Source organism: Pedobacter sp. MR2016-19, assembly GCF_014947265.1.
GTDB lineage: Bacteria > Bacteroidota > Bacteroidia > Sphingobacteriales > Sphingobacteriaceae > Pedobacter.
The window spans coordinates 37,255-62,928 of record NZ_JADCNK010000013.1; the positions used below are offsets into that span (position 1 = coordinate 37,255).

The 25,674-nt window shown below is 39.9% G+C and carries 13 protein-coding genes; 2 read left to right on the forward strand and 11 right to left on the reverse strand.

The window, feature by feature from the left end:
- Window positions 1-5: 5 nt before the first annotated feature.
- Window positions 6-512, reverse strand: a complete 507-nt coding sequence (locus IM793_RS16570) for a cupin domain-containing protein (RefSeq protein ID WP_193423230.1) — start codon at window positions 510-512, stop codon at window positions 6-8.
- 207 nt (window positions 513-719) lie between these two features.
- On the opposite strand from IM793_RS16570, the gene IM793_RS16575 reads away from it, so the two are divergent.
- Window positions 720-1,730 carry a helix-turn-helix domain-containing protein gene (locus tag IM793_RS16575; protein ID WP_193423232.1) on the forward strand — a complete coding sequence of 337 codons (1,011 nt, stop codon included), beginning with the start codon at window positions 720-722 and terminating at the stop codon, window positions 1,728-1,730.
- Between the two features lie 214 nt (window positions 1,731-1,944).
- Here IM793_RS16575 and IM793_RS16580 read toward each other — a convergent pair whose 3' ends face one another.
- Together IM793_RS16580 and IM793_RS16585 are read right to left on the reverse strand one after the other, a co-directional pair.
- Entirely contained in the window at window positions 1,945-2,646 is a 702-nt protein-coding gene (locus tag IM793_RS16580; protein ID WP_193423234.1) for a LytTR family DNA-binding domain-containing protein, read from the reverse strand.
- Window positions 2,639-3,643 carry a sensor histidine kinase gene (locus IM793_RS16585; protein ID WP_227256288.1) on the reverse strand — a complete coding sequence of 335 codons (1,005 nt, stop codon included), beginning with the start codon at window positions 3,641-3,643 and terminating at the stop codon, window positions 2,639-2,641. Before IM793_RS16585 ends, IM793_RS16580 begins: the two co-directional genes overlap by 8 nt.
- 247 nt (window positions 3,644-3,890) lie before the next feature.
- Here IM793_RS16585 and IM793_RS16590 point away from each other — a divergent pair, with 247 nt between their 5' ends.
- Window positions 3,891-4,997 (forward strand): acyltransferase, encoded by a 1,107-nt coding sequence (locus tag IM793_RS16590; RefSeq protein ID WP_193423236.1) that lies wholly within the window; start codon window positions 3,891-3,893, stop codon window positions 4,995-4,997.
- 1,268 nt (window positions 4,998-6,265) lie between these two features.
- Here IM793_RS16590 and IM793_RS16595 read toward each other — a convergent pair.
- The 8 genes from IM793_RS16595 to IM793_RS16630 form a co-directional block, all read right to left on the reverse strand.
- Window positions 6,266-7,243 (reverse strand): helix-turn-helix domain-containing protein, encoded by a 978-nt coding sequence (locus tag IM793_RS16595; protein WP_193423238.1) that lies wholly within the window; start codon window positions 7,241-7,243, stop codon window positions 6,266-6,268.
- A gap of 433 nt (window positions 7,244-7,676) precedes the next feature.
- The gene (locus IM793_RS16600; protein WP_193423241.1) at window positions 7,677-8,372 is read right to left on the reverse strand and encodes a hypothetical protein; all 696 of its coding nucleotides are present in this window, start codon (window positions 8,370-8,372) and stop codon (window positions 7,677-7,679) included.
- A gap of 81 nt (window positions 8,373-8,453) precedes the next feature.
- The gene (locus tag IM793_RS16605; RefSeq protein WP_193423243.1) at window positions 8,454-13,157 is read right to left on the reverse strand and encodes a DUF6603 domain-containing protein; all 4,704 of its coding nucleotides are present in this window, start codon (window positions 13,155-13,157) and stop codon (window positions 8,454-8,456) included.
- 27 nt (window positions 13,158-13,184) lie between these two features.
- Complete coding sequence (locus tag IM793_RS16610) at window positions 13,185-15,902, reverse strand: YncE family protein (protein WP_193423245.1); 2,718 nt, start codon at window positions 15,900-15,902, stop codon at window positions 13,185-13,187.
- Between the two features lie 75 nt (window positions 15,903-15,977).
- Window positions 15,978-18,695, reverse strand: a complete 2,718-nt coding sequence (locus tag IM793_RS16615) for a YncE family protein (RefSeq protein WP_193423247.1) — start codon at window positions 18,693-18,695, stop codon at window positions 15,978-15,980.
- Window positions 18,696-22,772, reverse strand: a complete 4,077-nt coding sequence (locus IM793_RS16620) for a hypothetical protein (RefSeq protein WP_193423249.1) — start codon at window positions 22,770-22,772, stop codon at window positions 18,696-18,698.
- A gap of 13 nt (window positions 22,773-22,785) precedes the next feature.
- Window positions 22,786-23,733: a hypothetical protein gene (locus IM793_RS16625; protein WP_193423251.1), complete on the reverse strand. Its 948-nt coding sequence runs from the start codon at window positions 23,731-23,733 to the stop codon at window positions 22,786-22,788.
- Window positions 23,723-25,252 (reverse strand): hypothetical protein, encoded by a 1,530-nt coding sequence (locus IM793_RS16630; protein ID WP_193423253.1) that lies wholly within the window; start codon window positions 25,250-25,252, stop codon window positions 23,723-23,725. The genes IM793_RS16625 and IM793_RS16630 overlap by 11 nt, the downstream gene beginning before the upstream one ends.
- Between the last annotated feature and the right edge of the window lie 422 nt (window positions 25,253-25,674).

Below are 25,674 nucleotides of genomic sequence, written 5' to 3' on the forward strand. Positions count from 1 at the left end.
ATACGTTACTTTTTGTCGAGGTAGTCTGGCGGATATACGATTTGCCCATGTTTTTCCGCAATGGCCTGCAATTTTTTTACAGCATCCGGTGTCATGAGCGGCGGTGGAAGAAATTCACCAGCAGCTACCGGTTCACCTATTTCTTCAAAAAACTCCTCTAAACCGGCAGGCACAACTGTACAAAGCAGGTGCGCTAACCTATCACTTACGTTTTTAAAGTAGTGCACCACACCGCCTTCAGGTATGACCACAAATGAACCCTTTGTCGCGGTGTAAGATCCGGCTTCAGAATGAACTTCTACCTCGCCATCGATGATATAAAAAGATTCGTAAAAATTGGCATGAGAATGGGGCCCAGGCCCGCTTTGCGGAGGGATCAGCATGTCGATAGTGGCAAATGCACCATTGGTTTGCTTACCGGATACCAGTACGCGATAGTTATCGCCTACGATCGATAATATTTCCCCACCTTTAGGATCAACGGTTATTGGCAAAGGATGTGAATTGTCCATAGTTATACTGTTTAAATATTCGTGATGTATCTATTTTCAAATTTAGCTAAAGCACAAAGCATCGCCTATAAAAAACAATAGTCGGAAAAGTCGCTATAGGCTGCATTTTTAAAAAAATAGTCCGATCAATCGCAAATCGATGCTTTTGATTTAGTATATTTAATGGAGTCTTTTCCACGCTACCAAAACGGCACTATTTATTTTATAATGGTAAAACCTGAAAGTTTTAAATCCGTAGAATTTGAATTTCAAGTCATAAAAAACTATCATTTTCTGACTGCTTTCGCCAAACATTTCGGTACGATTGTGGAAGGAGACAAAGTACATCTGCCGCAATGGTTGGGAGAGGGGTACATCCAGCATATCAGCCTGGATGGCATGGCCCTGTTTATTCATAACTATAAATTAAACCTTGATCTTGTACTCAAGCGGCAAGCTATTGCAAACACCGAAAGCATAACGCTAAAATTTGACCGGTCTAAATTCTTATCAAAATACAGTCAGCAACAACACGATCCCTTCTTTCTTGAATTGACAGGATTTGAAGTGGAGATTGGAACGTGTAACTTCAATACTGAACTAAAGATGCCGGCAGATAAACAAATCAACTTTCTGATCATCGGCACTTCGCGTAGCTACCTCACTGGCTTACTCAACAGCGAAAGTCGCGCTACAATTTCAGATTTGGTTAAAACCCAGCCGTCATTTGTTATTTATGATGTCATTCTTCCTGAAATGGATCATATTATAAAGCAGATCATCAGGATCAATGGCGCTACGGAACTGCCGATGTTACTTTATAAGACAAGAGCACAGGAATTGATTTATCATCTCTTTAAAAACTTATCTAAACGCCCCGTCATCGCACCGGTAAATGTTAAACAGGAAGATGCCGAAAAGATTTATCTTGTCCGTTTGGCAATACTTAAGAATTTGAATAGTTGTCCGCTGCTCCCCGAACTCGCTAATCTGTCAGGTTTAGGTTTAACAAAATTGCAAAAGCTCTTCGTGCAGATCTTTGGACAAAGCATTCATCAATACTATCAGGCCATGAGAATGATCCAGGCAGCGAGTCTTCTTAGCAGCCTTTCTGTATCTGAAACTGCTTATAAACTTGGGTTTACTAACCTTAGCCATTTTACAAGGGTATTTGAACATCATCATCAACTAAAGCCTAAACAATTTAAAAGCCGTTTGTTAAGCGAATCTGTTTCGTAATTATAGTTCTTTTGATCTGTTCAATGGGCTTCATTTAATGGGCATGATGACATTGGGCAAGAAAAAAAAGAACTGCGCTGATATGTAATCAATATACCGACAGCGTAACCGCAGACAAAAAGGGCAGGAGCAGAGAATTGGTGCACTCCACTACCAAAGTAAAGTAGAATCAATTCATTAAAATACATCATTCATGCACGCTACAATTTTAGAATTATTTGCTGAAAAATCGTTTTGCAAAAAACTGATTAACAAAATCATCAAATTGCTTTTTGTAACTCCTGCCTACGGGAACCATAAATTGACCCAGAAGTATTTCGTTGTGATTTGCAGCAGTAACAGCATTCGGGTTGATCAGGAAAGAACGGTGGATCCTGACAAATCCATTATGTCGTAAAGTTGTTTCCAGGTCAGAAATGGAGGTTTTCAAAACCGTCAGGTTGTCATTGGCAAGAATAACCTTCACATCATTTCCACTGCTTTCAAAATAAAGAATATCATTTATTTTTATCTTCCTATTAAATCCCTCTGCCTTTAACACAATAAAATCTTCAGGAATCTTTTCCATATTTCTTAATACTCGGTGGACCGATCTAAAGAATCTTTCAAAAGTGATGGGCTTCAATAAATAATCTACGGCTTCAAGTTCAAATCCATCTATGGCATATTCGCGAAATGCGGTAGTAAATATTGTTCCGGGTCTTTTATGGAGAGATTTTAGAAATTCTATCCCGTTGAGGTCAGGCATCTGGATGTCAAGGAACATCAGGTCTACTTCGTGATTTTGTAACAGCTTATAGGCTTCAAGCGCATTTTTTCCCTTGGCAACAAGCTTCAGGTCCTCAATTTTAGAAATGTGATTTTCTAAAAGGTTAACGGCTAAAGGTTCATCGTCTATGATAATACAATTAATCATGATTTCCAGGGATTATTATTTCGATTGCAAACCAATTGCTTTTATCGGTTATTTTCATTGAATATTGATCAGGATAATAGGACTGGAGCTGTTTCTCTATGTTTTTCAGTCCTATGCCTGTTTTTTCTCTATTACCGGAATCTTTTTTAAATGCTGAATTTTCAACTTTAAAAATAGAATGGTCGTGTCCGGTTACTACAGAAATACGAATATCGATATTTCCGCTTGTTTTTTCTGCCCCATGTTTGAAGGCGTTTTCAACCAGCGACAAATACAACAGGGGAGGAACGAAGTTAGGAAATTTAATATTTTGAAATTGGGTAATATGTAAACGTTCATCATATCGCAGCTTTTCCAGTTCAATGTAGGCATCAATTATGCTAAGTTCATCTGAGATCATCACCAGCCGCTGCTGTCCTTTATACAAAACATAGTCCAGGATGTCGGAAAGCCGGCTGATCGATTCTGAAGTATAGCTGGAATTTACGATAGACAAGGAGTAAATGTTGTTCAGTGTGTTGAAGAGGAAGTGGGGATTAAGCTGTGATTTCAAGGCTTTCAATTCGAGTTCAGCTTTCTCTTTTTGAAGTTGTACCGTATTTTGTTTCTCGCTGTTGTAACGTAAAATATACATCACCGAAATAAATATGAATGCGCCTGATAAGAACGGAATAATATAACAGATCAGGAGGTATTCTATGTCCGTCAAGATCTCTATGATACTATTCTTTGGATAATTGGCGAAAAAAGGCTCAGCTAAATGTACAATGAAGATGCGGTTTAACACCCCTAATACATAGGTAGCCGACAGAAGATAAACCGAAAACAGAATGTATTTTTTATGGTCGAAATATTTCCGTATCAGAACATAATATATAAAATTGGAACCGGCTATTTGAAATATGAGGTGGCAAAGGCCGTAATAAAAAAACTCTCTAAATTCAGACTCTCCAGACTCGCTGTAGTTCCTGGCGGTGCCAAATATGAATAACGCCAACCAAAATATGGTTTGATAGCCTATTTCTTTTTTTATTCTCGCGTTCAGCAGCTTATTCACAATACCCCAAAAATAGAAATTAAGTAGTTCTCATCGGGAAACATATTTAAACTACAGGTATCGGGTGGCCAACACCATGTTCTGGTATTTAAATAACGATAGGAACAGTGTAAATGATAATCCCTGCATTCTGCATAACAGCCCGTAAAACAATTGAAAATAGAATGAAATTTACAGAAAAAAACAAATGAGTAAAGAAAGATTTAACGGACTGGACCACCTACGGGCCATCGCAATTGTACTCGTACTTCTGTATCACTACAGGATGTTTGAGCATCCGCAATGGATTGAAACGATCGGCTGGGTCGGTTGGACCGGGGTTGACCTTTTTTTTGTATTAAGTGGTTTTTTAATTTCCAGTCAACTGTTCAGGGAGATCAGAGCGCATCAAAAAATTCAATTGGGGATATTTATGACTAAACGGTTTTTCCGGATTATCCCACCTTATGCATTTACTTTATTCCTGTACTTCAGTATATCCTTTTTCAGAGAAAGAGAAAATTTACCACCATTTTGGAAGTTCATCTCATTTACTCAAAATTATGGCCTGGATGTTTTTAATTATGGTACTTTTTCTCACGCCTGGTCCCTATGCATTGAAGAGCAATTCTATCTGTTTTTGCCCTTGTTGCTGTTATTTCTGCTAAGAGTAAAGGCAATTAGCCATATCCAATTGATCATCCCGTTATTGATCATCATTTCCATTACTTTGCGCTATTTCTCCTGGACCGAATATGTTTTTCCAGATATCAATACCGCGGATTTTTGGAGGACGTGGTATATGAAAATCTATTATCCGACCCATACCAGGCTTGATGGATTGGCAATTGGCGTATTGATTGGTTATCTGTTCAGTTTTTCTCAGAAGTTTAGGGCTGCGGTTGACAGTTACGGAAATCCATTGCTGCTCATCGGAATGCTGGCGGTAGGTTTTTCGCTGTGGTTTTGCAAAGACCAGGTCTCTGAAAATACCTCTTTTTTTGGTTTTACATTAGTAGCCATCAGCTATGGCATTCTGGTGCTGGGTTCAATTTCGAAATCATCTGTTTTAAGCAAGCGAAAATATCGTATCACTTCTGAACTGGCAGCACTTTCTTATTCCATTTATCTTTCACACAAGGGGATCATCCACATGGTACAGTGGTTACTTAAAAAAGGGGATATTTCTACATCAGGAAATGTTGCTCTTTTCATCTGTTTTACGGCATGTATCATCACAGGATTATTTTACCGTTGGGCCATCGAAAAACCATCTGATCAAGTTAAAAATCTAGTACTAAACAACAAAAAATAACTCCAATGAAAACAATTATGATCACTTTATTCATCATGTTATCTCATTTCGTAAATGCCCAGGATACAACCCAGGAAAAGGTCAGGATCGAAAAGGTCGTCCAACATTTCAGACAAAGCATCATCGAAAAAGACGCTGTACTATTTAATAAGTTGTTCCACGGGAATCCTGCGGTCTGAATAGGGTCAATGTCATTAAGTTAAGGGTTCTTAGCCACAGATGAGCACAGATAAACACGGATTTTCATATCTGTGTGCATCCTTCCTATCTGTGGTTAAATTATTTTCTTATGCCTAATGGCTTAACTTAATAACATTGTGGATAGGGGAAAAGGGCAATGGAAGATCTTAAGCGTCATTTATTCTTATGAGCTTACTGAATTTATCCTAAGCGTTAATTCCAGTCCTGATAACCATAATTTTAGTATATTAGGATAATCAAAAAGTGATGATTACCCAAATCAATCCACCTGATTAAAAATCCCCAAAAAGAATATTCCAATTCCACCTTCACGCCACATTTACCCCACGTTTAGGCCACCTTCCGGCCAGGTCAGCGTATGGCTTGCTTGCACACTACTTTACCCTTGCTTCGGTTGAGTTGTAGTCCTGGTGTAGATCAGGTAGGTTAAAAATTTACCTCGCTTAAAATCAGTAGGTCAACAATAGCTCAATAACAGGTAAAGGGAAGGTTATCTTGGGGTATTGTTGGTCTATAGCTGTGTCGGAGAAACATGGGTAAAAGCGCAATAAACTGGGTGTTCAGGGAAAATGGCTGCTCGTTCCGTTTTCAAAGTTACGCCGCATTTCGCTTCAAACTGAGGCCCGATTACGGAGTAAATTGGCCTTTTTGGTTATCTTGGCTGCTTTTTCAGACTGTGCCTTCAGAAAATATTTCTTCGAATTTAAGCGAAATTAAAACCTTTAAGAGGTTCTCAAAAGGCGGGCATTTTAAGGGTTTTTGTCGACAAAAAAACTGATAAAGAGTTAATCCCGGATCTCCAGTTTGCACTAAGAGCCTGTTTAAAATTAAGTAAAATTTATTTCGTATGTCAGTCTGAGCGTAGTCGAAGACAATTTTTTATAGTTAAGAGACGCACTTCGACTTCGCTCAGTGTGACAAGTTAGTAGAAGTAATGTAATTGAATAAAATTTAAACAGGCTCTAAATAGTCATGCTTTAGGTTGAGCGCTATAAATTGGCTGAAAGTCCCTGAACTACTGAAAACTGCCAATTGAGTCTTGGTGGTGGAAAATGGTAAAGAAACTGTCAGCTATTAAACGCCAAACTCTTTGCGTACTCAACCGGGCTCATCCCTACCATCTTTTTAAATACTTTGTAAAAAGCGCTTCTTGACGAGAAACCGGCATTGTTAGCAAGTGTTGCAATGGTATAATATTTTAAATTACCTGGTACTGCAATCTGTGCTTTGATATGATTAATCCGATGTGTATTCACGAAATCTATAAATTTCTGCTGAAACTGATTGTTTAACAGCGAAGACAGCTTGTGTGTAGAAAAATTAAGGTATTTTGACAAACTCTGCAAACTGATATCCTTATCCTTAAACAATTCACATTCGGCCATACACCGTTCAATTGCAACACAAAAATCCGCTGTTTCTTTATCTTTAACAATGTTTAATTCGTGTTGTTTTTTGATATTAATCAGCGTTAAAGGCTTCATATCCAATAAAGAAGCAACATATTCTAAAGGCAAACGTTCCATATATCCAGGCTTGGTTTGGGCAAAATATAAAAACCTCTCCTTTGCACTCCCAACCCGCACAATATGTGTGCGTTCCTGTGCATCCATATAATATTTTTCAACCATCACCCTGAATAAGTAATTAATATCAAACTGAGTTAGAAAAAGTCGCTGCAAAACGTCATTATGAATGGCTATTATCGAACAATCTTCAATCGCACTGATTTCTTCCTTTGAAACATTGGTACCGTGGAGACCTGAAATAGAACTTACAAATTCGTTCTCTATCGACATGTAAGTGACAATCTTTTTCCCGTTATACGTCGTTCGGCCCATTAAGGCCCCTTTCAAAATGAAATACATGTAGTGGCAGTAACTATTCTCTTCTACCAAAACCTCATCTTTTTTAACCTCAAATGACACTAAATGTTCAGTTATTTCCTGTTTCAGCAGGTCGCTAATTGGAAATATCATGTTCATGAGCTGAAGAAGATAATCTAAATCGGCTTTACTTCCCTTTTTAGGAATGGGGTGAGGCATAATGAAAAATGAGCACGTGTAGCGCTTACAATGTTGGTTTAGTGTAAATCTCTTAAAATAATTTGAATTTACAATATCGAATGATGACCAAAAATTCTTTAAACTTAATAAATAACCCGGGGCAAGCCCCGGGTTATTTATTAAGTTAAGGTTTTAACCACAGATTTACACGGATTTTTATATCTGTGTGCATCCTTTTTATCTGTGGTTAAATATTTTTATCATTGTGCCAATGGCTTAAATAATGGCGTTGAGCCCCGGGGTATTCTCTTCGAATAAACTTTATTATAAAATGTTCAATAAAAGATTGGAGATTTTAGCCTGTTTTTAACTAAAACCGACATATTTTATCTCCATTCTTCGATATCTGTATTTTTTATTAATAATGTTCAGCACATCCTCCAATTTTCATAATCCATCTTCCATCCCATACTTATCTCCCAAAAATGCGGCGAAAGAGATTCCGGTGCTCGTCAATATAAATAGCAATCCTGTAGTTTTCTTCAGAATCTATAGCCAGGTTTTCGATTTCCTCAACAATATAGGCATCGGGCTTTTTACCCACCTTGCGATTGCCGTTAGCTAAAAAAGTTGTTCTGTTAAAGAGATGCAAGATGCCATCCTCTAAAAAGGTATTTGGACGGTCTTCTCTAATGATATCCGTGTCGCTGTCGAAATATCTTCGGTTCAGTGCCCTGATGGTGAAAACGGAGTCGTGGTTGCGATCTTCTTTGTTGATTACATATCTATCATAATTTTCAATTGCCCTCTCTATCGTATCCTGTTTTAAAAATGGGAAAATAGGACCGAGCTGTAGGAAATGTTCGCCCTCTACATGTTTCAGCATCTCGGTTGTTACCTTATCTGAGGTGAGCTCGAGTTCGGTCTCTTGTGGTTCTTCTTTGTAAACGCTAATCACTTTCACTTTCCCAGAACGGCTTTGATAGGTTTTAATGGTGCCAGAATCTGTATTCACAATGATCTTACCAATCTGTGGTATGGCTTCCAGCTTATCAATCATCAGTTTGTAAAGCGGGTTACCGCAAATGTATTGGAAATGCCTGTCAGGAAAAAAATACCCGGCCTCTTGAGGAATAGAAATAAGTGCGGTAATAGAATAATTGCTCATTGGTTAATTATTTGTTTAAAGTCCGGATGTCAATTAATTTTAGGTATTAAGTTTCTAAAAATCAGTATGTTAAATAAAGAACTAGGCTGATTTTTCTCTCCAATAAGTATACTTAATCAAAGGCGGAGCCATTAAAATATCTTCAGCATCATTTTCCAGGTGATTTACTTTTACTTCGGTATTGATCTTCCTCCCGCGTAATTTCAATGCGTTTAGTATGGCAGATCTGGTTTTTACAACCTCGTCATTATTAATTGTTCTTTTCAATAAGGCCATTGCATCTTCAGATTGCTTAGATTCAGTGATAACTTTCGGTTGTGTAAACTCGATGTCACTTCCATATTTTTCGTAAAAGAATTCTAACTTAGAAAGCGCTATGGGCAGTGTATTTTTCGGTGCTACCGCCTGAGGACGGATTTGGAAGCCTACCAATACATTTTCTATCATCGCATCTGCATCGAAACCAGTAGTTCTTTTTTCCCATAAAGATTTAGGTATATTACTCAGCACACCGGTAACCGCGAACTTGCGTGTTCCTTTAGGAACTTCATAATCCAGTTCGATAAGTACCGAATGCACTGATTCAAAATCCTTACTTTCCACATTCACCATTCCAACTCCAAACCCCTTTTCACTGTGTGTCACTGCTACATCATTCATGATCTCGAATTCGACCTCTACACCCTTACTATCTACAATTTTGATTTTGAACTCTTTTATTGGATAAACACTATACGTTTCAAATACTGTGCGGTCTCTGGTAACAATCCAGCTCAGATCATTAACTTTATCGGGTTTTAATTCTTGAATTAAGCCATCTGTTAACTTACTATTACATTGGGTATCAGTATATGTAAAGCCGCTGGTGGCAGCAAATAATAATGGTTTTGTATTGGTTGTTGGTGGAGGTAAAAACGATTTTGTGAACTCGTCCCATGTAATTGCTGCTGGTTTTTTGCTATCGGCAGCACCAAATGAAACATCAAAGGAAATGATCCATAAGTGAATACTTGCCACACCCGAGAAGTCTGGCCCCCATACTTTAAGATCGGCACCAATACAAACAGATATGGTTTCGGTTATCCTGGTGAACAACAGATTTATATCGAAGGTGTATTGTACACCAAACGAAACGTACATACGGGCGCTGTAATAGTAGGGCTTCCATGCGATCAGGAAATCTGCACCCATGATAAACCAGGCTTTCAGGTTTCCGCTAACATAGGTAGCTTCCAATAAACCTCCCGCCATCAGGCAAGTAGGCGTTATAGCGAAGTACATTGCACCTTTTATCAAAACTTCTTTACTCACCTGCCAGTTAAATCCAAGACGTGGCACTTTGGGGTAGTGGGCAGGCACCTTGAAATCGGGGTGATAGCCACCAAGGGTGATTACAAAATCGCCTTCGTATTTACTTGGAGCAGTCCAGATATAAAAAGCAAAGCCTCCTGTAAGTACACATTTTTTTGACAGGATATAAGATTCCGGCGTGAGCTTAGCCTCTATCGAAATTACACCTGTATCAGGAAGAATTCTGGCATTGAGTGCAAGTTGGGCAAAGGCTAAAGGTGTTTCTATTTTCTTACCAGGAACAGCAGGTGGCATAGAAACCTCAGAGGTACCCAGAATTCCGATTTCGAATGTTGTGCCGAACAGTACTGTCATCAAGGCAAATGAATTCACCATTTGGAATGAGGTGAACTGCACACCAGCTGCCAGCCAGTTTTGACCGATGTCAATCGGCACAAGATCTTTCTCCATTAATACCTGAAGCGCTGCTTTAGGGTCATTGTCTTTGAACGGACTTTTTTTACTAAACGCCTTTACAAACGGAAACTCGGCCACATGATCAATCGTTGGAAGCTTTAAACTTCTGTTGTATCCAAAGCCTGCCGCTATGCCTGTAACAAAGAAGCACGGTGGGCCTCCCGGTGGCGGTGAGGTAAGCATCGCAAATACAAATAACGATGGCTCGCCTTTTATGGAGGCATAAGATCCCAATGCCGACATGCGGAAATTCTGCAAGGCAACAACAGCTGTACCGCTGTATTCTGTAACTTCGTTATTTTTTGTTTTCAGAAAACTTCCTGCAATTTCAACCGGACCATTTTTATAAGAAATGTTTACACCACTCAGCTCAAATTCCGGATCAAATTTGCTGATAGAGTTGCTTACGCCCAAAGAAAGCATTTCGATTTTAAGCACCGAAAATACCAGGGCGGCATCAAGCAGCAAACTGATGCGATTATCTTTGTAACCAATGCCAACGCGGTTAAAGTGTACCGGACCGATTTTTTTCTGAAGATTTTTCCATTTGATACCGTCATCCTTTTTGGTGTCGGTAGTCAACAGCAGTTGCTGTTCCTTTTTACCACCAGTATTAAATTTGTAATCGTAGGTATTATCTTTTCCCAAATCCAGTTGGAGTACCACGTAAGTCGCCTCTGCTAAATCCTCGTCTGATTCTGGCAGCATTGGATAAATTTCCTCTTCATCAATGTTGATCAATTCGTTAAATGCCGTAATCTCATCAACTGCGATGGTAGTTGAAATGCCGATAAGCTTGATTCCATTTAACCCGACATCCTTGCCGGCTATTTTGGCCAGATCTGCACCAATTAATGGCAGCTTTTCGAGCTTTACATCGGCTTTCATGTTGATCCCAAATGCATAGACCCATTCTTCATCTATTTTTTTGGACACAAATGTAGCGTGACCATAATTTTTGGATATGGCCGTGAAAACGAAGGCCTTTTGATCAAAATCATAACGCAGATTTGCTGCTTTTAAAGAAAGTTTTAGGCCATCTGGAATAGGAGGCAAGGCGCTCAGTCCGAAAACCGAAACAATATCATCAAATTGGAGCAATTTGTCTTTCTCATCTGTTTCATCTTCCACATCTTCGCCAATTACCTCAACTTCTACAAAGTCTTCCTCTTCTTCCTCCTCAATTACATTCCAACTCGCCGCCAGACTATTTTCATCATCACCTTTGGCAAATTTCAACTTAAATAATGAGGAGTCTATAGTAACTTCTCCCGTTAAGGTACTTTGATAAGTTTCTTTTTCATGAGCCAGGTCAAACCCTAATTCCAGATAAAGCGTTTTTTCCTCTCCAACAGCGATATTTCCTTTGACGCTGAAATCAAAATCTTTTGTTTTGGTGTTAAAACTGGTAGCGAGATCGTGAATGTTGATCTTTTTTAACCAGGCAGGCGGATTACCCGTTTTAAAGTTTGTGGCCATATAGGTGAAAAAATTCTCCATCGAAATCTGTTGATCAGTACCTGTAGCACCTGTAAAAGTCCATCCTTTAGGATCCTTACCACCTTCGTATTTAGCAGTTACCTTGATATCAACGTTATCTACCTTAAGCGCACCTGCAAAATTTGCTTTTCGTTCTTTTTCTGCCGTTTTATAACTCAGATCAAAAGTCAGGTCTTTCACGCTCAAAGCCGTACCCTGTTCGCCATTGATCTGCCAGGCGCCATTAAGCGCCGTATTGAAAGCATAACCCTTATCTTCCTTGTTAAAATCAAGTTTGTATATGGTTACAATGTCTGGTACATCATCAGCTGGACCAACAAACTGTTTGATAAAGTTTTTGATACTTAGAATGGAATCCTTTTTAAGTGAGCCTTTTACTTTCAGGCCATTTTTGTCTTTGGCGGCACTAATCACTAAACTGGCATTTTTTTCGAGTGTAACCTGCCCTTCAATTTTAAGGCTAACGCCACGTTTTTCTTTGGTATGGGGATAGTCGATGCCAAACTGTAGTGCAAGTTCGCTGGCCGTAAAAGGATTGTCGTTTACCTTTGTAATTTCCCAGCCTTTCTTACTTGCCAGTTTAAAAGCAATAACCGAAACCTTTTTTTCTTTGATATTGAAATCGATATAAAGCTTTGCCAGCTCCACATGATCACTTAACTCGAAGCCACTTGGCAGTTCAAGATCGCCGAACTTATCAGCCAGTGCATTAAATCCTAAACTGATTACTTTATCCAGCTTCGCGTCGAAACGTACAACCGATGAAGTATCGGAGATCTTCGCAACAATTTCAATATTTACATCTCCTTTTATTGGGATAAAAGTAGACAGTTCCACAAAGGGTACAACTTTTTTTGTCTTATCGGCATTTTCTAAAATATCGCTGGCTACTTTCACCGTTAACTTAAAAGTCCCCAGATCGCCCATTCCAACATTTACGATATCAGGGCCAGTTAGCTCAATAGAAACAAGGTCTTTACCATTGTTCTTTAAAACAACCGGACCAGTTAACTTTTCTTTATCGATTCCTAAAATATCTTTAACCTTATCAGGAATTTTGCCAACATCTACCGTAGCATCAAATGTTAATCCTGCGCCTTTGGCGGGCGTATCGCCTTTGGCTGGTTTAGCATCCGACAAAAGATAGAATGCGGGCTTCGGATCTTCTTTAAATGGGATTTTTTCGGCAATGGTATCTTTAAACGCAGGAATAGACTCGTTTAACTTCCAGTCTTTTTTTCCGGTTGTAGCGGTCAGATCCAGTGCCACGCCACCATCAATGAGATAGAATTCTGCAGTTACGGCCATGTCTTTAAACGGCAGGGCTGTTCCTTTACCTTTTACGGTTATGGTTTCGTCCGTTTCGGGTGCTAAAGCAGCCGATGAAAGTTCCAAATTCCCACCTGCAAGATAATCATCTCCTAAGTTTTTTAACTTTGGTTGGTCTTTTGTGGCCAACTTAAACGTTCCGTTGCTTAAGTTGTTTTTAATCAATTCTTTTAGCTCGTTAAAATTCATCGTCGCTTTTATTATGATAAAATATTTTTATACCGGGTGGTAAAAGTTGAAGATATTTACATTAATAGTTGTATTAGGTTTTATCACATCCGTGTTGCTCCACTTTGTTCGTTGCGAGTAGTTTTCTTTTCCAATAACAACATAGTAGTACTTCGGCATTTGTATTACCGATATCGTTATCGGATTACCCGCCTGCTCGCCCAGAGGAATTGGTGCTTCAATATTGTCGTTTTTTACATTGATCACCGTAAGCGTTCTTGCCCGGTGGTTACCCACAAATAACAACAGGCCATCGGGAGATAATTTAAGGCAGGAAGGTGTATCAATGGATGAATAAACGGTTTCAACTTTTCGATTATTTGTATTGATAGCGAGCACTTTATTCTCTTTGATACAGGCTACATACAAAGTTTGCTCATCAGCACTTAAAGTCATGTCGAAAGGTTGAGCGCCAATGTCTATTTGGTACGGGATCAGATCTTGTGGGATAACGGAAATGAGGTTGCTATTTTCATAAGCCAGATAGGTTTTTTGTTCCTTTGTGCCTACAGCTGGTTCAACCATTACAATCACTTTGCCGCTGAGTTGAGTTTTGGTAAATTCAATCCGGCCGTCTCTGGTATATGTGCTGGTGAGTAAGCTGAGGTCATCATTATTAGGAATATACAATACCGATGAATTACCGCTATTAAAACCTATAAATGGAGCACCAGTTCCATAAATTGGTTGATGTCCAGTTTCAATTCTTAAATTGTTAGGATCCTCCGAATTCAAATAAGTGGCGCGATAAGTCTCAGCTTGTTTAAAGCTCACATAAAGTTTTTTGCTATCGGGCGAAAAACGCATTGGCATTGGATGATCTGCAGCATCTGGAAAAGCAGTAAAGTTCCCTAGCCCTTGCTGGTTTAAGATGTTTTTTACATAAATACCATGACGACCACCATCTCCAATATTGTAATAGGCTAAGAGTCCTTTCTCCGAAAGTAAAGCAAAACTGTTAAAATTGGTTTTGGTCGTAACAAGACCAATATCTAGAGTTAGGCAAATAGAATAAAGTTCATCTTGTCCATTGTGGAAGGATATAAAATCTACATTTTTATATTTACATTGAACCACCCTGGGGCGATCCCCTTTTTTATCGGTATTAAATGGCAGCGATCTTACCTTTCTATTTTCATATTGGTATACTTTTAGCGTTTTAGTAACATTGGGAAGTTCATAGCCATAAGAACGCGCAACCAGTTTATATTCGAATCGGCCATCTAGTTCTATCAGTTTGCTGGTGCTGTTTTTTACATCAATTTCTTGATCACCAATGTAAAGTTTCAGCTGCCTTGCATCGCGAACGGTCCATGAGAGATTGACTATGGTTTTTACTCCTTTTACAATGATGGCTGGGGTGGCGATAAATGATTGGATTTCTGCTACGCGCTGTTTTACATCAATGGTGATGCTTGTACTTGCTTTGCTATTGCCTGGTCCATAAGCGGTGGCTTCAAATGTAGTAGTTGCGGCTGTAGGTGGTACCGGTAACAGTAGCGGTTCATACTGGGTTAGCTCAATCTGGTGCTCTCCAGGTTTTGGGACCGTACTTAGTATAATGCGCTCATTATCCCTGCTTTTATAGGCGATTTCCAGTTTGTTTGCTAAAGATGTAGCCCAGGACAGGCCTACGTTTTCGCCTACTGTAATCGAAGCATTATTTCTATTAAAGTTAAGTATTGATGGGGTTGCTACTTTTTTAATGAGTTGAAAACGGAAAACATGATCGGCGAATTTACCAAAACTGTTCACCTGCACGTACATCAAACTAATTCCTTCAACGGTATCCATATCTGTAACCAGTCTACGGATATTGAAGGAGAAGGACGTAAACTCTTTGATGGTTTGGGGATCTGCAATCCATTTCCAGGAAGGCGAATCAGCATTGCGCCTTAGTTTCCAACCTACCTGATTTGAATTGATTTCAATGTAATTTCCAAGATCTGTTGTCGTAATCTGATGGGGATAGGTACCAAACAAAAACATGATCGTAATGCTTGCTTCCTTAATTTCCCCGCCTGGTTTGAAAATTTCGATATCTGTATCGGTAGTGAACAGCAGTTTAAAGCCATTTTTAATTTGCGATCCCGCATCGTAGGTGAGGTAGATCGGCAGTGCCGCATTCTCAAATTGCGAATCCTTTAGCAGCGAAACTTTAGCATGGGGCCGATCTGTTTGCGTGTTAATAGGATATACCAAATCTGTATATGAGACCGCTAAAGGCAATAAGGGCCTGGAATCTTTAGGTGTGATCACCGTTAATACTTTACTAAGCGAAGGATTAAGATCAGCATAGTCTGGTACAGCCGTTGTTTTGATGAAAAAATATCCCCCATCATCTGTTTTGCAAAAGATGTTTTTGATCACAAAGCTGAAACTTTTGTCTGGCTGTACAATCAAATCCTCTTTACAAACAAACTTCCATACCGCCCATTTTTTATCGAGGAGTAAAACAGGTTCCCAACCTTCAATGTTTCCAAACTTTAAATCCTTCACAGGGTCTACATCCCCATATCTAAGAAAAGGCATACTGAATTCCAGGCTCGATGGTGTTTCGCCACCCTTAAACGTAATACCTGCATTAGATCTGTTGATGAAACTAAAGGTAAGTTCGTTAAAAGTCAGGTCGTCTGTTCGGTACAGTGTGTTCTGTCCAATTTTGTTTAAAACCGTGAAGTAATTTGCCGTAAACTTGTTTGCCATTTTTTTAGTATTGGGTATTATATATTGTTGCCATAGGCATCCCTACAGAAAAAACTGAGAACCGCCTTTTATAAATCATCCTGGTTTATAAAAATTGAACATGTTCACATTGAGCGATGTATTTGGTTTAATGATGATTGTATCGGTCCACTTTGTTCGTTGCGAGTAGTTTTCTTTTCCAATAACAACATAGTAGTCCTTCGGCATTTGTATTACAGATATCGTTATGGGATTACCCGCCTGCTCGCCCAGAGGAATTGGTGCTGAAATATTGTCGTTTTTTACATTGATCACAGTAAGCGTTCTTGCCCGGTGGTTACCAACAAATAACAACAGGCCATCGGGAGATAATTTAAGGCAGGAAGGTGTATCAACGGATGAATAAACGGTTTCAACTTGTCGATTCTTTGTATTTATAGCGAGTACTTTATTCTCTTTGATACAGGCTACATATAAAGTTTGCTCATCAGCACTTAAAGTCATATCGAAAGGTTGAGCACCAATGTCTATTTGGTACGGGATCAGATCTGGAGGGATGACGGAAATGAGGTTACTATTTTCATAAGCTAAATAGGTTTTTTGTTCCTTTGTACCTATAGCTGGTTCAACCATTACAATCACTTTGCCGCTGAGTTGAGTTTTGGTAAATTCAATCCGGCCGTCTCTGGTATATGTGCTGGTGAGTAAGCTGAGGTCTTCATTATTAGGGACATACAATACCGATGAATTACCGATGTTAAAACCTATAAATGGAGCACCAGTTCCATAAATTGGTTGATATCCAGTTTCAATTCTTAAATTTTTAGGATCCTCCGAATTCAAATAAGTGGCGCGATAAGTTTCAGCTTGTTTAAAGCTCACATAAAGTTTTTTGCCATCGGGCGAAAGACGCATTGGCATTGGATGATCTGCTGCATCTGGAAAAGGAGTGAAGTCCCCTAGCCATTGATCGTTTAAGATGCTTTTTACATAAATGCCATGGCGATCACCATCTCCAATATTGTAATAGGCTAAGAGTCGTTTCTCCCAAAGTACAGCAAAGCTGTTGAAGTTGGTTTTAGTCTTAACAATAAAAAGATTTATAGATAGGCAAATAGAATAAAGTTCATCTTGTCCAGTATGCAAGAATATATAATCTAAACTTTTATCTTTACATTGAACCACTCGTGGGCGATCACCTTTTTTATCGGCATTAAATGGCAGCGATATTACCTTTCTATTTTCATATTGGCATACTTTTAGCGTTTTAGTAACGTTGGGAAGTTCATCGCCATAAGAACGCGCAACCAGTTTATATTCGAATGGGCCATCTAACTCTACCTGCTTGCTGGTGCTGTTTTTTACATCAATTTCTTGATCACCAATGTAAAGTTTTAGCTGACTTGCATCGCGAACGCTCCACGAAAGGGTTACCGTGGTTTTTACTCCTTTTACAATGATGGCTGGGGTGGCGATAAATGATTGGATTTCTGCTACGCGCTGTTTTACATCAATGGTGATGCTTGTACTTGCTTTGCTATTTCCTGGTCCATAAGCGGTGGCTTCAAATGTAGTAGTTGCAGCTGTAGGTGGTACCGGTAACAGTAGCGGTTCATACTGGGTTAGCTCAATCTGGTGCTCTCCAGGTTTTGGGATCGTACTTAGTATAATGCGCTCATTATCCCTGCTTTTATAGGCGATTTCCATTTTGTTTGCTAAAGATGTAGCCCAGGACAGGCCTACGTTTTCGCCTATTGTAATCGAAGCATTATTTCTATTAAAGTTAAGTATTGATGGGGTTGCTACTTTTTTAATGAGTTGAAAGCGGAAAACATGATCGGCGAATTTACCAAAGTTGTTCACCTGCACGTACATCAGGCTAATTCCTTCAACGGCATCCATATCTGTAACCAGTCTACGGATATTGAAGGAAAAGGACGTAAATTCTCTGATGGTTTGAGGATCTGCAATCCATTTCCAGGAAGGAGAATCAGCATTTCGCCTCAGTTTCCAGCCTACCTGATTGGCATTGATTTCAATACTATTACCAAGATCTGTTGTGGTAATCTGATGGGGATAAGTACCAAACAAAAACATGATCGTAATGCTTGCTTCCTTAATTTCCCCGCCTGGTTTGAAAATTTCGATATCTGTATCGGTAGTGAACAGCAGTTTAAACCCATTTTTAATTTGCGACAACGGATCATAGGTGAGGTAGATCGGTAATGTGGCACCCTCATATTGAGAATCTTTCAACAGCGAAACTTTAGCATGGGGCCGGTCTGTTTGGGTGTTTATTGGATATACCAAATCTGTATAAGAGACTCCTAAAGGTAGGGAGAGCTTTGAACTTTCAGGCGCTATAACCGTTAGGCCTTTGCCCAATGCAGGTTCAAGATCGGCATAACCTGGTACGGCTATTGTTTTGACGAAAAAATATCCCCCATCATATGTTTTGCAAAGGATCTTTTTGATCACAAAGCTGAAACTCTTTCCGGGAAGCAGTTCGATATCATTTTTACAAACAAATTTCCATACCGCCCATTTTTTATTGAGCAGCAAAACAGGCTCCCAACCATCAATGTTGTCAAATTTAAAATCCTTAACGGGATCTATATCTCCATCTCTAAGAAAGGGCATACTGAACTCGAGGCTGGATGGATTCTCTCCACCCTTAAATGTAATAGCTGCCTGAGATCTGTTTATACAACTAAAGGTAAGCTCATTAAAGTCGATATCATCTGTTCGGTACAGATTGTTCTGCCCATTTTTATTTAAAACCGTGAAATAATTTGCTGTAAACTTAGTTGCCATCTATTTTTTATTATTTGTTAACAATAACCATCCTTCTCTGATCTCCTGGGGCACATTACTTAAATTGGCCTGATCATCTACAGGTTTAACCTGCTGTGCTGTCCAAACCTCGAGTTCTTTTTGTAACCAGCTCCACTCGCCACCACTCTGGGCAGGTATAGGCATCAGCGGATTTGGCATCAGTTCGCTACGCATTGCATAAAGTACAGGACTGGTTAAAAATGCCATATTGAGGTTTTCCAGTGCATCAGCATATTGCGATGGTGGAATATCGATGGCTTTAGCCGGAAGTACTCCGGTGGTGGCATGTACGCTACCACGGGGATCTAGCAGCAGGGTTACAATGGTTTCTTGCGTGGCATCCTTTAAGGCCAATTCAATATCATTGTTGGTACGCTTTACAACCATTCCGGATTTAGCTTCCCCAACAGAGATGGAACGATACACTTTGTAGGCATCCTGTGCTTTAAAGTAACCCAACAAGCCATCATTGGTTTGAGCAGTTTTACCTAAACGGACCGGGAATTTAACTGCTGTAAATCCGTTATCCACTCTATCTATCGAGCTATCCGAAGCAAACTGATCTATTTCCTTTTGGAGGTCATCCCATCCATTGCTATAGGCAGGTGACCCTTTGAGTTCTATTCCCAAGCAAACTTGCGCTACCGCGATTGGAGAACTCATCAATACGGCATTGCTTCCGGATTGCTGATAGCCGCTTGGCTTCATCGATCTAAATGACAAATCGTTCGCTTGTAAGAAGTCTTTCAGGTATTCGCCTTTGTTATTGTTATATAAGGCAATGATCAGGTTCTTTATTTCTTCATTTACTTTTTTACCAGCTTCAGTCGCAAAGTATTTCGAAAGGTTAGCCTCAGCATCACTACCAACAACCGGAGCCACCTGCCAGAGCACGCTTTTTCCGTCTTCAGAAAGGCTTAGCGACCCAATAGCGGTTCCCTCTGCCCTGTAAAACCATAGTCCAGGCTGAATATGGTTGGCCATGATCCATCCACAAACGGGAGTAGTACTTGGGTGCGAATTCGTTTCCAGATTTTCGTGATTAGCAGCAAGCCACCTAAACTGCAACCGGCTTGGTTGGGCAATTCTTGGAGCCAGGTAAATAAAACCTTGATTATTACCCTGATTTGTTTTAAGGCTTTCGGCAATGATCAAATTCGACATTACGTTAACCTTGGGTGCTTCCAGCGTGTAACCAAATGCGTCTACAATGGTTAACGATTCTATCTGCAAATAACCGCCACGGATAGGATTGTAATATTTTTCTGGTTTAGGGGCACTTTTGTTCAAACTGCCAACCACATTGCGTACATCAATATTGGTGAATTCCTGCAGATCATCTTCCACCAGGTCTGTAACCTCTAGCTGCATTACCTGATCACGCATTACCAGGCCATTATTAAAGCCATTAAGCGATTGCGAAAGTATCGATCTTTGTTTCTTCAATTTTTCCTGAAGATCACTAAGTGCGGTTGTGGTACCAGCTGGTTGCGAATCTATGTATTTTTGGAGTTGTTCATGAAGGTTATCTTTAACATTGGGGGTAAGAAAAATAGCGTTTTGCATAGGCTGAGGTTTTTTTCCCAATGTATCGTTATGCCTGTTGTCGCCATTTTCCAGTATAAAATTTTTAGTAATGAAATCTTTGCTATAAGCAATGTCTTTTGTTGAACCCGATTTTTTGTCGGCCACCGGGAAATAATTCACTTTCCATGATAGGAGATATGGCAGCCATGGGTTTTTGTCCCATTCAACAAAATAAACGGGAGAAGGTACCGTACCACTAATTTTTAATTTGCTTTCCGGACCAATGCCAGCAGAAATGAGAATGTATTGTAAACGTTTGAGTTCATTTTCCGGAAGATTTTTGACCACTAAATTTAACGAATAGCCATCATCTTTCTTCAGGTAAGAACCGAACAGATAATCATAATCTGCAGCACTTACTATACTTTGGATCTGATCCATGGCTGCTAACGAAAGCACCAACGGAAGCGTTGGAATTAAATACTTTTCTCGTTCATTCCTGAGGATCAGTTGAATGTCTTTTTGCTCCATTGTTGATCCGGCAGCCTTACAAAGCAAGCTTGTTACCAAAGGATTAAGCAAACAGCTTTCGGTAAAAAGTGCATAAAACTGGTTGGCATGAGGCAAGGGCATGTTGTTTGGCAGCTGCGGTGCATCCTTTCCTTCAAAAACAAACTCACCTTCATTTCCAACAACATCTTTTGGTATTACAAGCTTGTTCACCAACTGTGATGACAGGCGGCAAACCATGGATTTATTGGCCATGAAACGTCCATCGCCTCCATATCTTTGGGGAGGAGTGATTTCATCGCCCTGGAATAAAACAACTGGTTCGGCTGGTTGCCAATACCGTAGTGCCGAATTCCTGATCAATTCATATTCCTTTGGAATGAGTTTCTTTATGGCCTCAATTTTTTCTTTTATCAGCTCTTTGTCATTAGCATCAGCTTTTGCATTCAGCTCCTCTATCTGTTTAGCAATAAAGCCCTGTACATTGCCTATTTCCAGGTTATCATGATCATGGTTATCTTCATCTTTACGCACCAGCTGTATAAATCTGTACCAATCCATAAAAATCTGGATCCTTGCCGATTCGATTTCATTCAAATTGCGATCGTAATCAAACTGGATTTTGTTCAGTTCGTTAAGCAGGGTGCCTAAACTTTTGTTCAGACTTTTTAAGCCTGTTTTATCTTTGTCACTATCAATTTTAGAGATTTCCCAAAATTCGCCACCTCCGGAAGCGTTAAAACCGTTGGTGTGCAGCTCAATATTCAGCTGTTCAGTGCGGTCTACCTCTTTCAGCAATAAAAGGTCTTTAAGCTTGCCCAATTGCAGTGCATTCAATAACCATTCAACATCTTTTGGATTGGGCATATTACTCACCTTGCCCATGAGGGCGGCCAATGCCTCTGTTGCAGTATTGCCCACCGCAACCCTCATATTCTTGCTAAGCTCCCTAAAAGCAGGTTCTGTACCGTTCCATTTTACATTATTGATTGTGCCTGTATAAAGAGTATGGGTAACATTAGGTAAAGTTTCAGCAATGCTGGATGGAAGTGACCATTTGCACCTGTTCAATAAACCATCTAAAAAATTAAAGCCTGATGACGACAATGCATTAATCACACTCAGTTGTTCCCCTGCATCGATACCTTTTTTTAGCACGTAAGCACCATCCTCAATATAAACCGAATAATAGGCGTTTAAAATTTCCTGGTCTTTTGCCGTCGCATCTTCCAACAGCCTTTTAAAATCAGCCTGGTTAAACTGAAGTGGCAATTGGTTGATGGGATCGTCTTCTTCGTTGTGGTACCAACCAATTACCTGGTACGATAACAGGATAGCACCAGGAAATTCTTTGAGGTCTGCCTGTTTATCAAAAAAGCCGAAAGCACTTTTGCTGGTACTGTAAGATGCAGAAAATGTGGGCGAACCATAACCCAAAGCATTTAATCCGTTGGCGTATTCTTCATTTGTATTTGGTGTTATACCTTTCAGTTTTTGCTGATGGTTTGTCCGCCAGGTTTCATAAGATAAAACACGACCCAGGTAACGGTACAATGGTTTATTCTTACCGGGAGCGTCCGTGTTATAGGGTACAGCAGTTGCCGGCCGGCCTCCCTTGGCCTCGCTAGAGATATAGTTACTTTCTACCACCCAGGATCTGATTTTATTTACCGGACTGGCCGGATTTGAAAGGTCAGAAGCCACCCTTGTCACCAACCAGCGATCTGGTGTTTTTGGAAAGGTAACAGCACCCTCGCCATCCTGACGGGTTGCTCCCTTTGTTAATCCATCGGGCAGGGCCCAGTGTAAATGCACACCAGGGTCCTTTGGTTCTAATTTTGTGCCGGACACTAATGATTCTGTTATAAATGGCCTTTTCTCACTTTTTGACAAAGGCAACGTGCTAAAATCATAAGTTTCTGGCTGAAATTTCGCACCAACTGATTCGGCAACACACATGGCTTCGATATTCATTGGAACAACCAAACCCAGGCCGTCTGCAATTAAATTTGTTTTCATCTGGATATTCCGTTTATTTAATTATGAAATTAACTGCTTCTGCGCCGGCAACCATTTCGAGCGCAAACTCTGCAGCCGTAAACGAATCTTTATAATCAACTCCTTTATTAAGCGCGTTTTGCATGCCAGCCGCCAACTTATTGATTCTTATAATCCCGGTATTTCCTGAACGCATGTACGATAACTTTTCATCCCTGGGGTTGAGCACAATTGGCTTAATAACCTTTTCGTCTATTTGAGTACCAGGTTCCTGACCAACTCCCTTATTAGCCAGGTTCCTGAATGATTTCTGAAGCGTCTCTAATTTCTCAAATCCAAAGTGAAGTACTTCCGGATGCTCATTGATCCTGATTCTGTTCACTATGCCTTCGTACATGCAAAGCAGCACATTTGGACTCAGGTGGTCCATGCGCAGCAATTGACAGGGCACATCATTAGCTCCGAAAGCGGCAACCTGCATGCCTTCCCAATCTTTTACTACACCAGAGCGCAATAAGAAACCGGTAATAGTTTCTGATGCTTTATTAGGCTCGGCATTTAATAAACCAGATTCTTTTTTATTTAAATGGATAGACAGATGCCCTAAAGCTTTACCACGCTCTGATTTTAATGATTTGCGTGCAAATAACTTAAGCTTAGGAAGATGAACTTCATCGTGGGTGTAGTCTGATGAAGCGGTACGGCCAATGCTCAGCGCTCCATCTGCCAAATAACTTAACCAGGTAGTGTCACAGTGAAAAAACCTGATCGATTCCATGGGCAACATCTCCATATCGGGTACCAAATAGTTAAAAGGTACACCATGCAGCAACTTGAGTCGCCCAAGCCAGTCAGATAGTTTCTGCTCGGTAGAATCAGTTGGCGACGAGGAAGCCTTCAACGGTTGGTTATGGTTTAATAAATTCCTTAATTTATCCGGATTACTTAGCGTATCCAGCATCTCTGCTCTATCAATTTTCATCCGAATAGTTATCTTGATTGTTCATAAATCCTGTTAAAATTGCACTTAAACCTGCGTTCATCATGTTCAACATATTGGTTTGTGCATGTAATGAAATCTCATGTGGTGTACCACTGCGTAAAACTGTGAGCGGTTTCTTGTCATTTACAATCTTCTGCAGGGTATCGGTGAGCACTTCATTTTCAAATTTGGCAATGGCCTCCCGTGTATTGCTCCATTTCCAGTTGTAAAGCGTTTCTGCAAAATTGCCGTTCTGTAAGGCCAACAGCTGACCCAGTTGCCAGGCAGCGGCATAAGAAACATCTAACATCCCGGTATCTGGATTGTATGCAGTTGCACTATCCGGACCATTTACCGGAAACGTAACCTCACCAGCCTTTATATCATAGGGCACAAAAGGTCCGCGGTACCAGGATACGGTTTGATCGCCACTACGGGTATGGTGATTTAATGGAGCAAACCCCATCTTAAAAGCATTGTTGATGGCATCACCAGCCTTGCCAGGCTCGTAGTCGGCCGCAAGCTGCAACAGGCTTCCGGTATATTTTTTTTCTTCCTGATTGAGATTGGTGAGATAGCCCAGGAAACTTTCCTTCCTATCTATGGCATAGATATCCCATTGTTTGAGCAATACCAAACGTACATGCGTAATGTTAACCGCTATTTTAGATGATGGTGATTCTTCATTGGGCAGATAATCTTCCCATCCTTCCAGAGATACGAGGTAAGCTGTGGTTTTACCTCCCGGAAGCGGCAACCTATTACCAATAACTGTAGCAATTTCTGGCAATGTCTTTTCATTGGAAATCCCCTTTAAATGCTCAAGGTAACGTAATGATTGAGTATTGCTGGGTTGAATCTGCCGTACATGTGCCAGCCAGGGCAGATCTTGTTTGGTTGGGGCAATTGTATTAAACAGTGCTACGGGAATATCTACCACTAAACATTTATCTGTTAACTTTTCTGCCGTTGGGTTAAGCTCAAAATAGGGGTGAAGATAATTATCCGGAAGCCTGTTCGATTCATTTGTTGCAGTTTTTGCTGAGGCAATCAGTCCGCTTAGATCAATCTGTGAAACTTTTACAGCCTGATCGGTATCATATACACTAAGGATAGCCAACCAGGGAGCCTGATCTGGCGTTTCTTTTAACAGTTTAGCCTTTAGTTTTGTCGTTACAATAGAGCGTTCCCATGGAATAGTAGACCTGTTGAGACAAACGTGGGGCAATACCTTATCATAATCGCCTTGTGCATTTTCTGGCGGAAAAACCGAGGTAATAGCCCCAATTGGCAAACTAAATCGTGGGCCATTTACTGCAAATTTGTGAATGTTCTCATACTTTGTTTCTGGTACTATACCATCTGTGCTAGAACTGTCTTCCTTTTTCTTACTCGAAACAGTTTGCTGTACGGTAATGGTACCAGTACCTACATTTAAAGGTGAAAGCTGGTTTTGTTTGAAGACGATGTTTCCCGTAAGCGGGCTTTCGCCTTTTGAATGAACTTCCTTAACAAACATAAATATAATTGAAATGGGTTAATTTTTTTCGTAAAATCATATTGGGTAGTAATTATACACCGAACACTACTGCACCAATAAAAACGATAATATATTTTTTTAATCTGATGTTTTAAGTATGAGAAAAATCGAATAGTTAATGTGGAATCAACCTGATACCCCGGAAGGTGTACAATCACCTTTTTCATGGTAGTGGTTAAGGTATTGCAGCTTGAGCCTTTTGCATGGTTTGTAAAATTAGCGTGTAAATTTAGACTACTATATTGCTTTGATTACCCAAATCTAATTAATTATACTAAAGAAACAGGCTGACCGGAGGCTGGAGTTGTCTCCAATTATAGTACAGGACAAAGTAGTTTAATACAGCTTGAACCATAAGCTTATTTAAACAACTATTTGTTATTTTGACCTTAATGGCAATA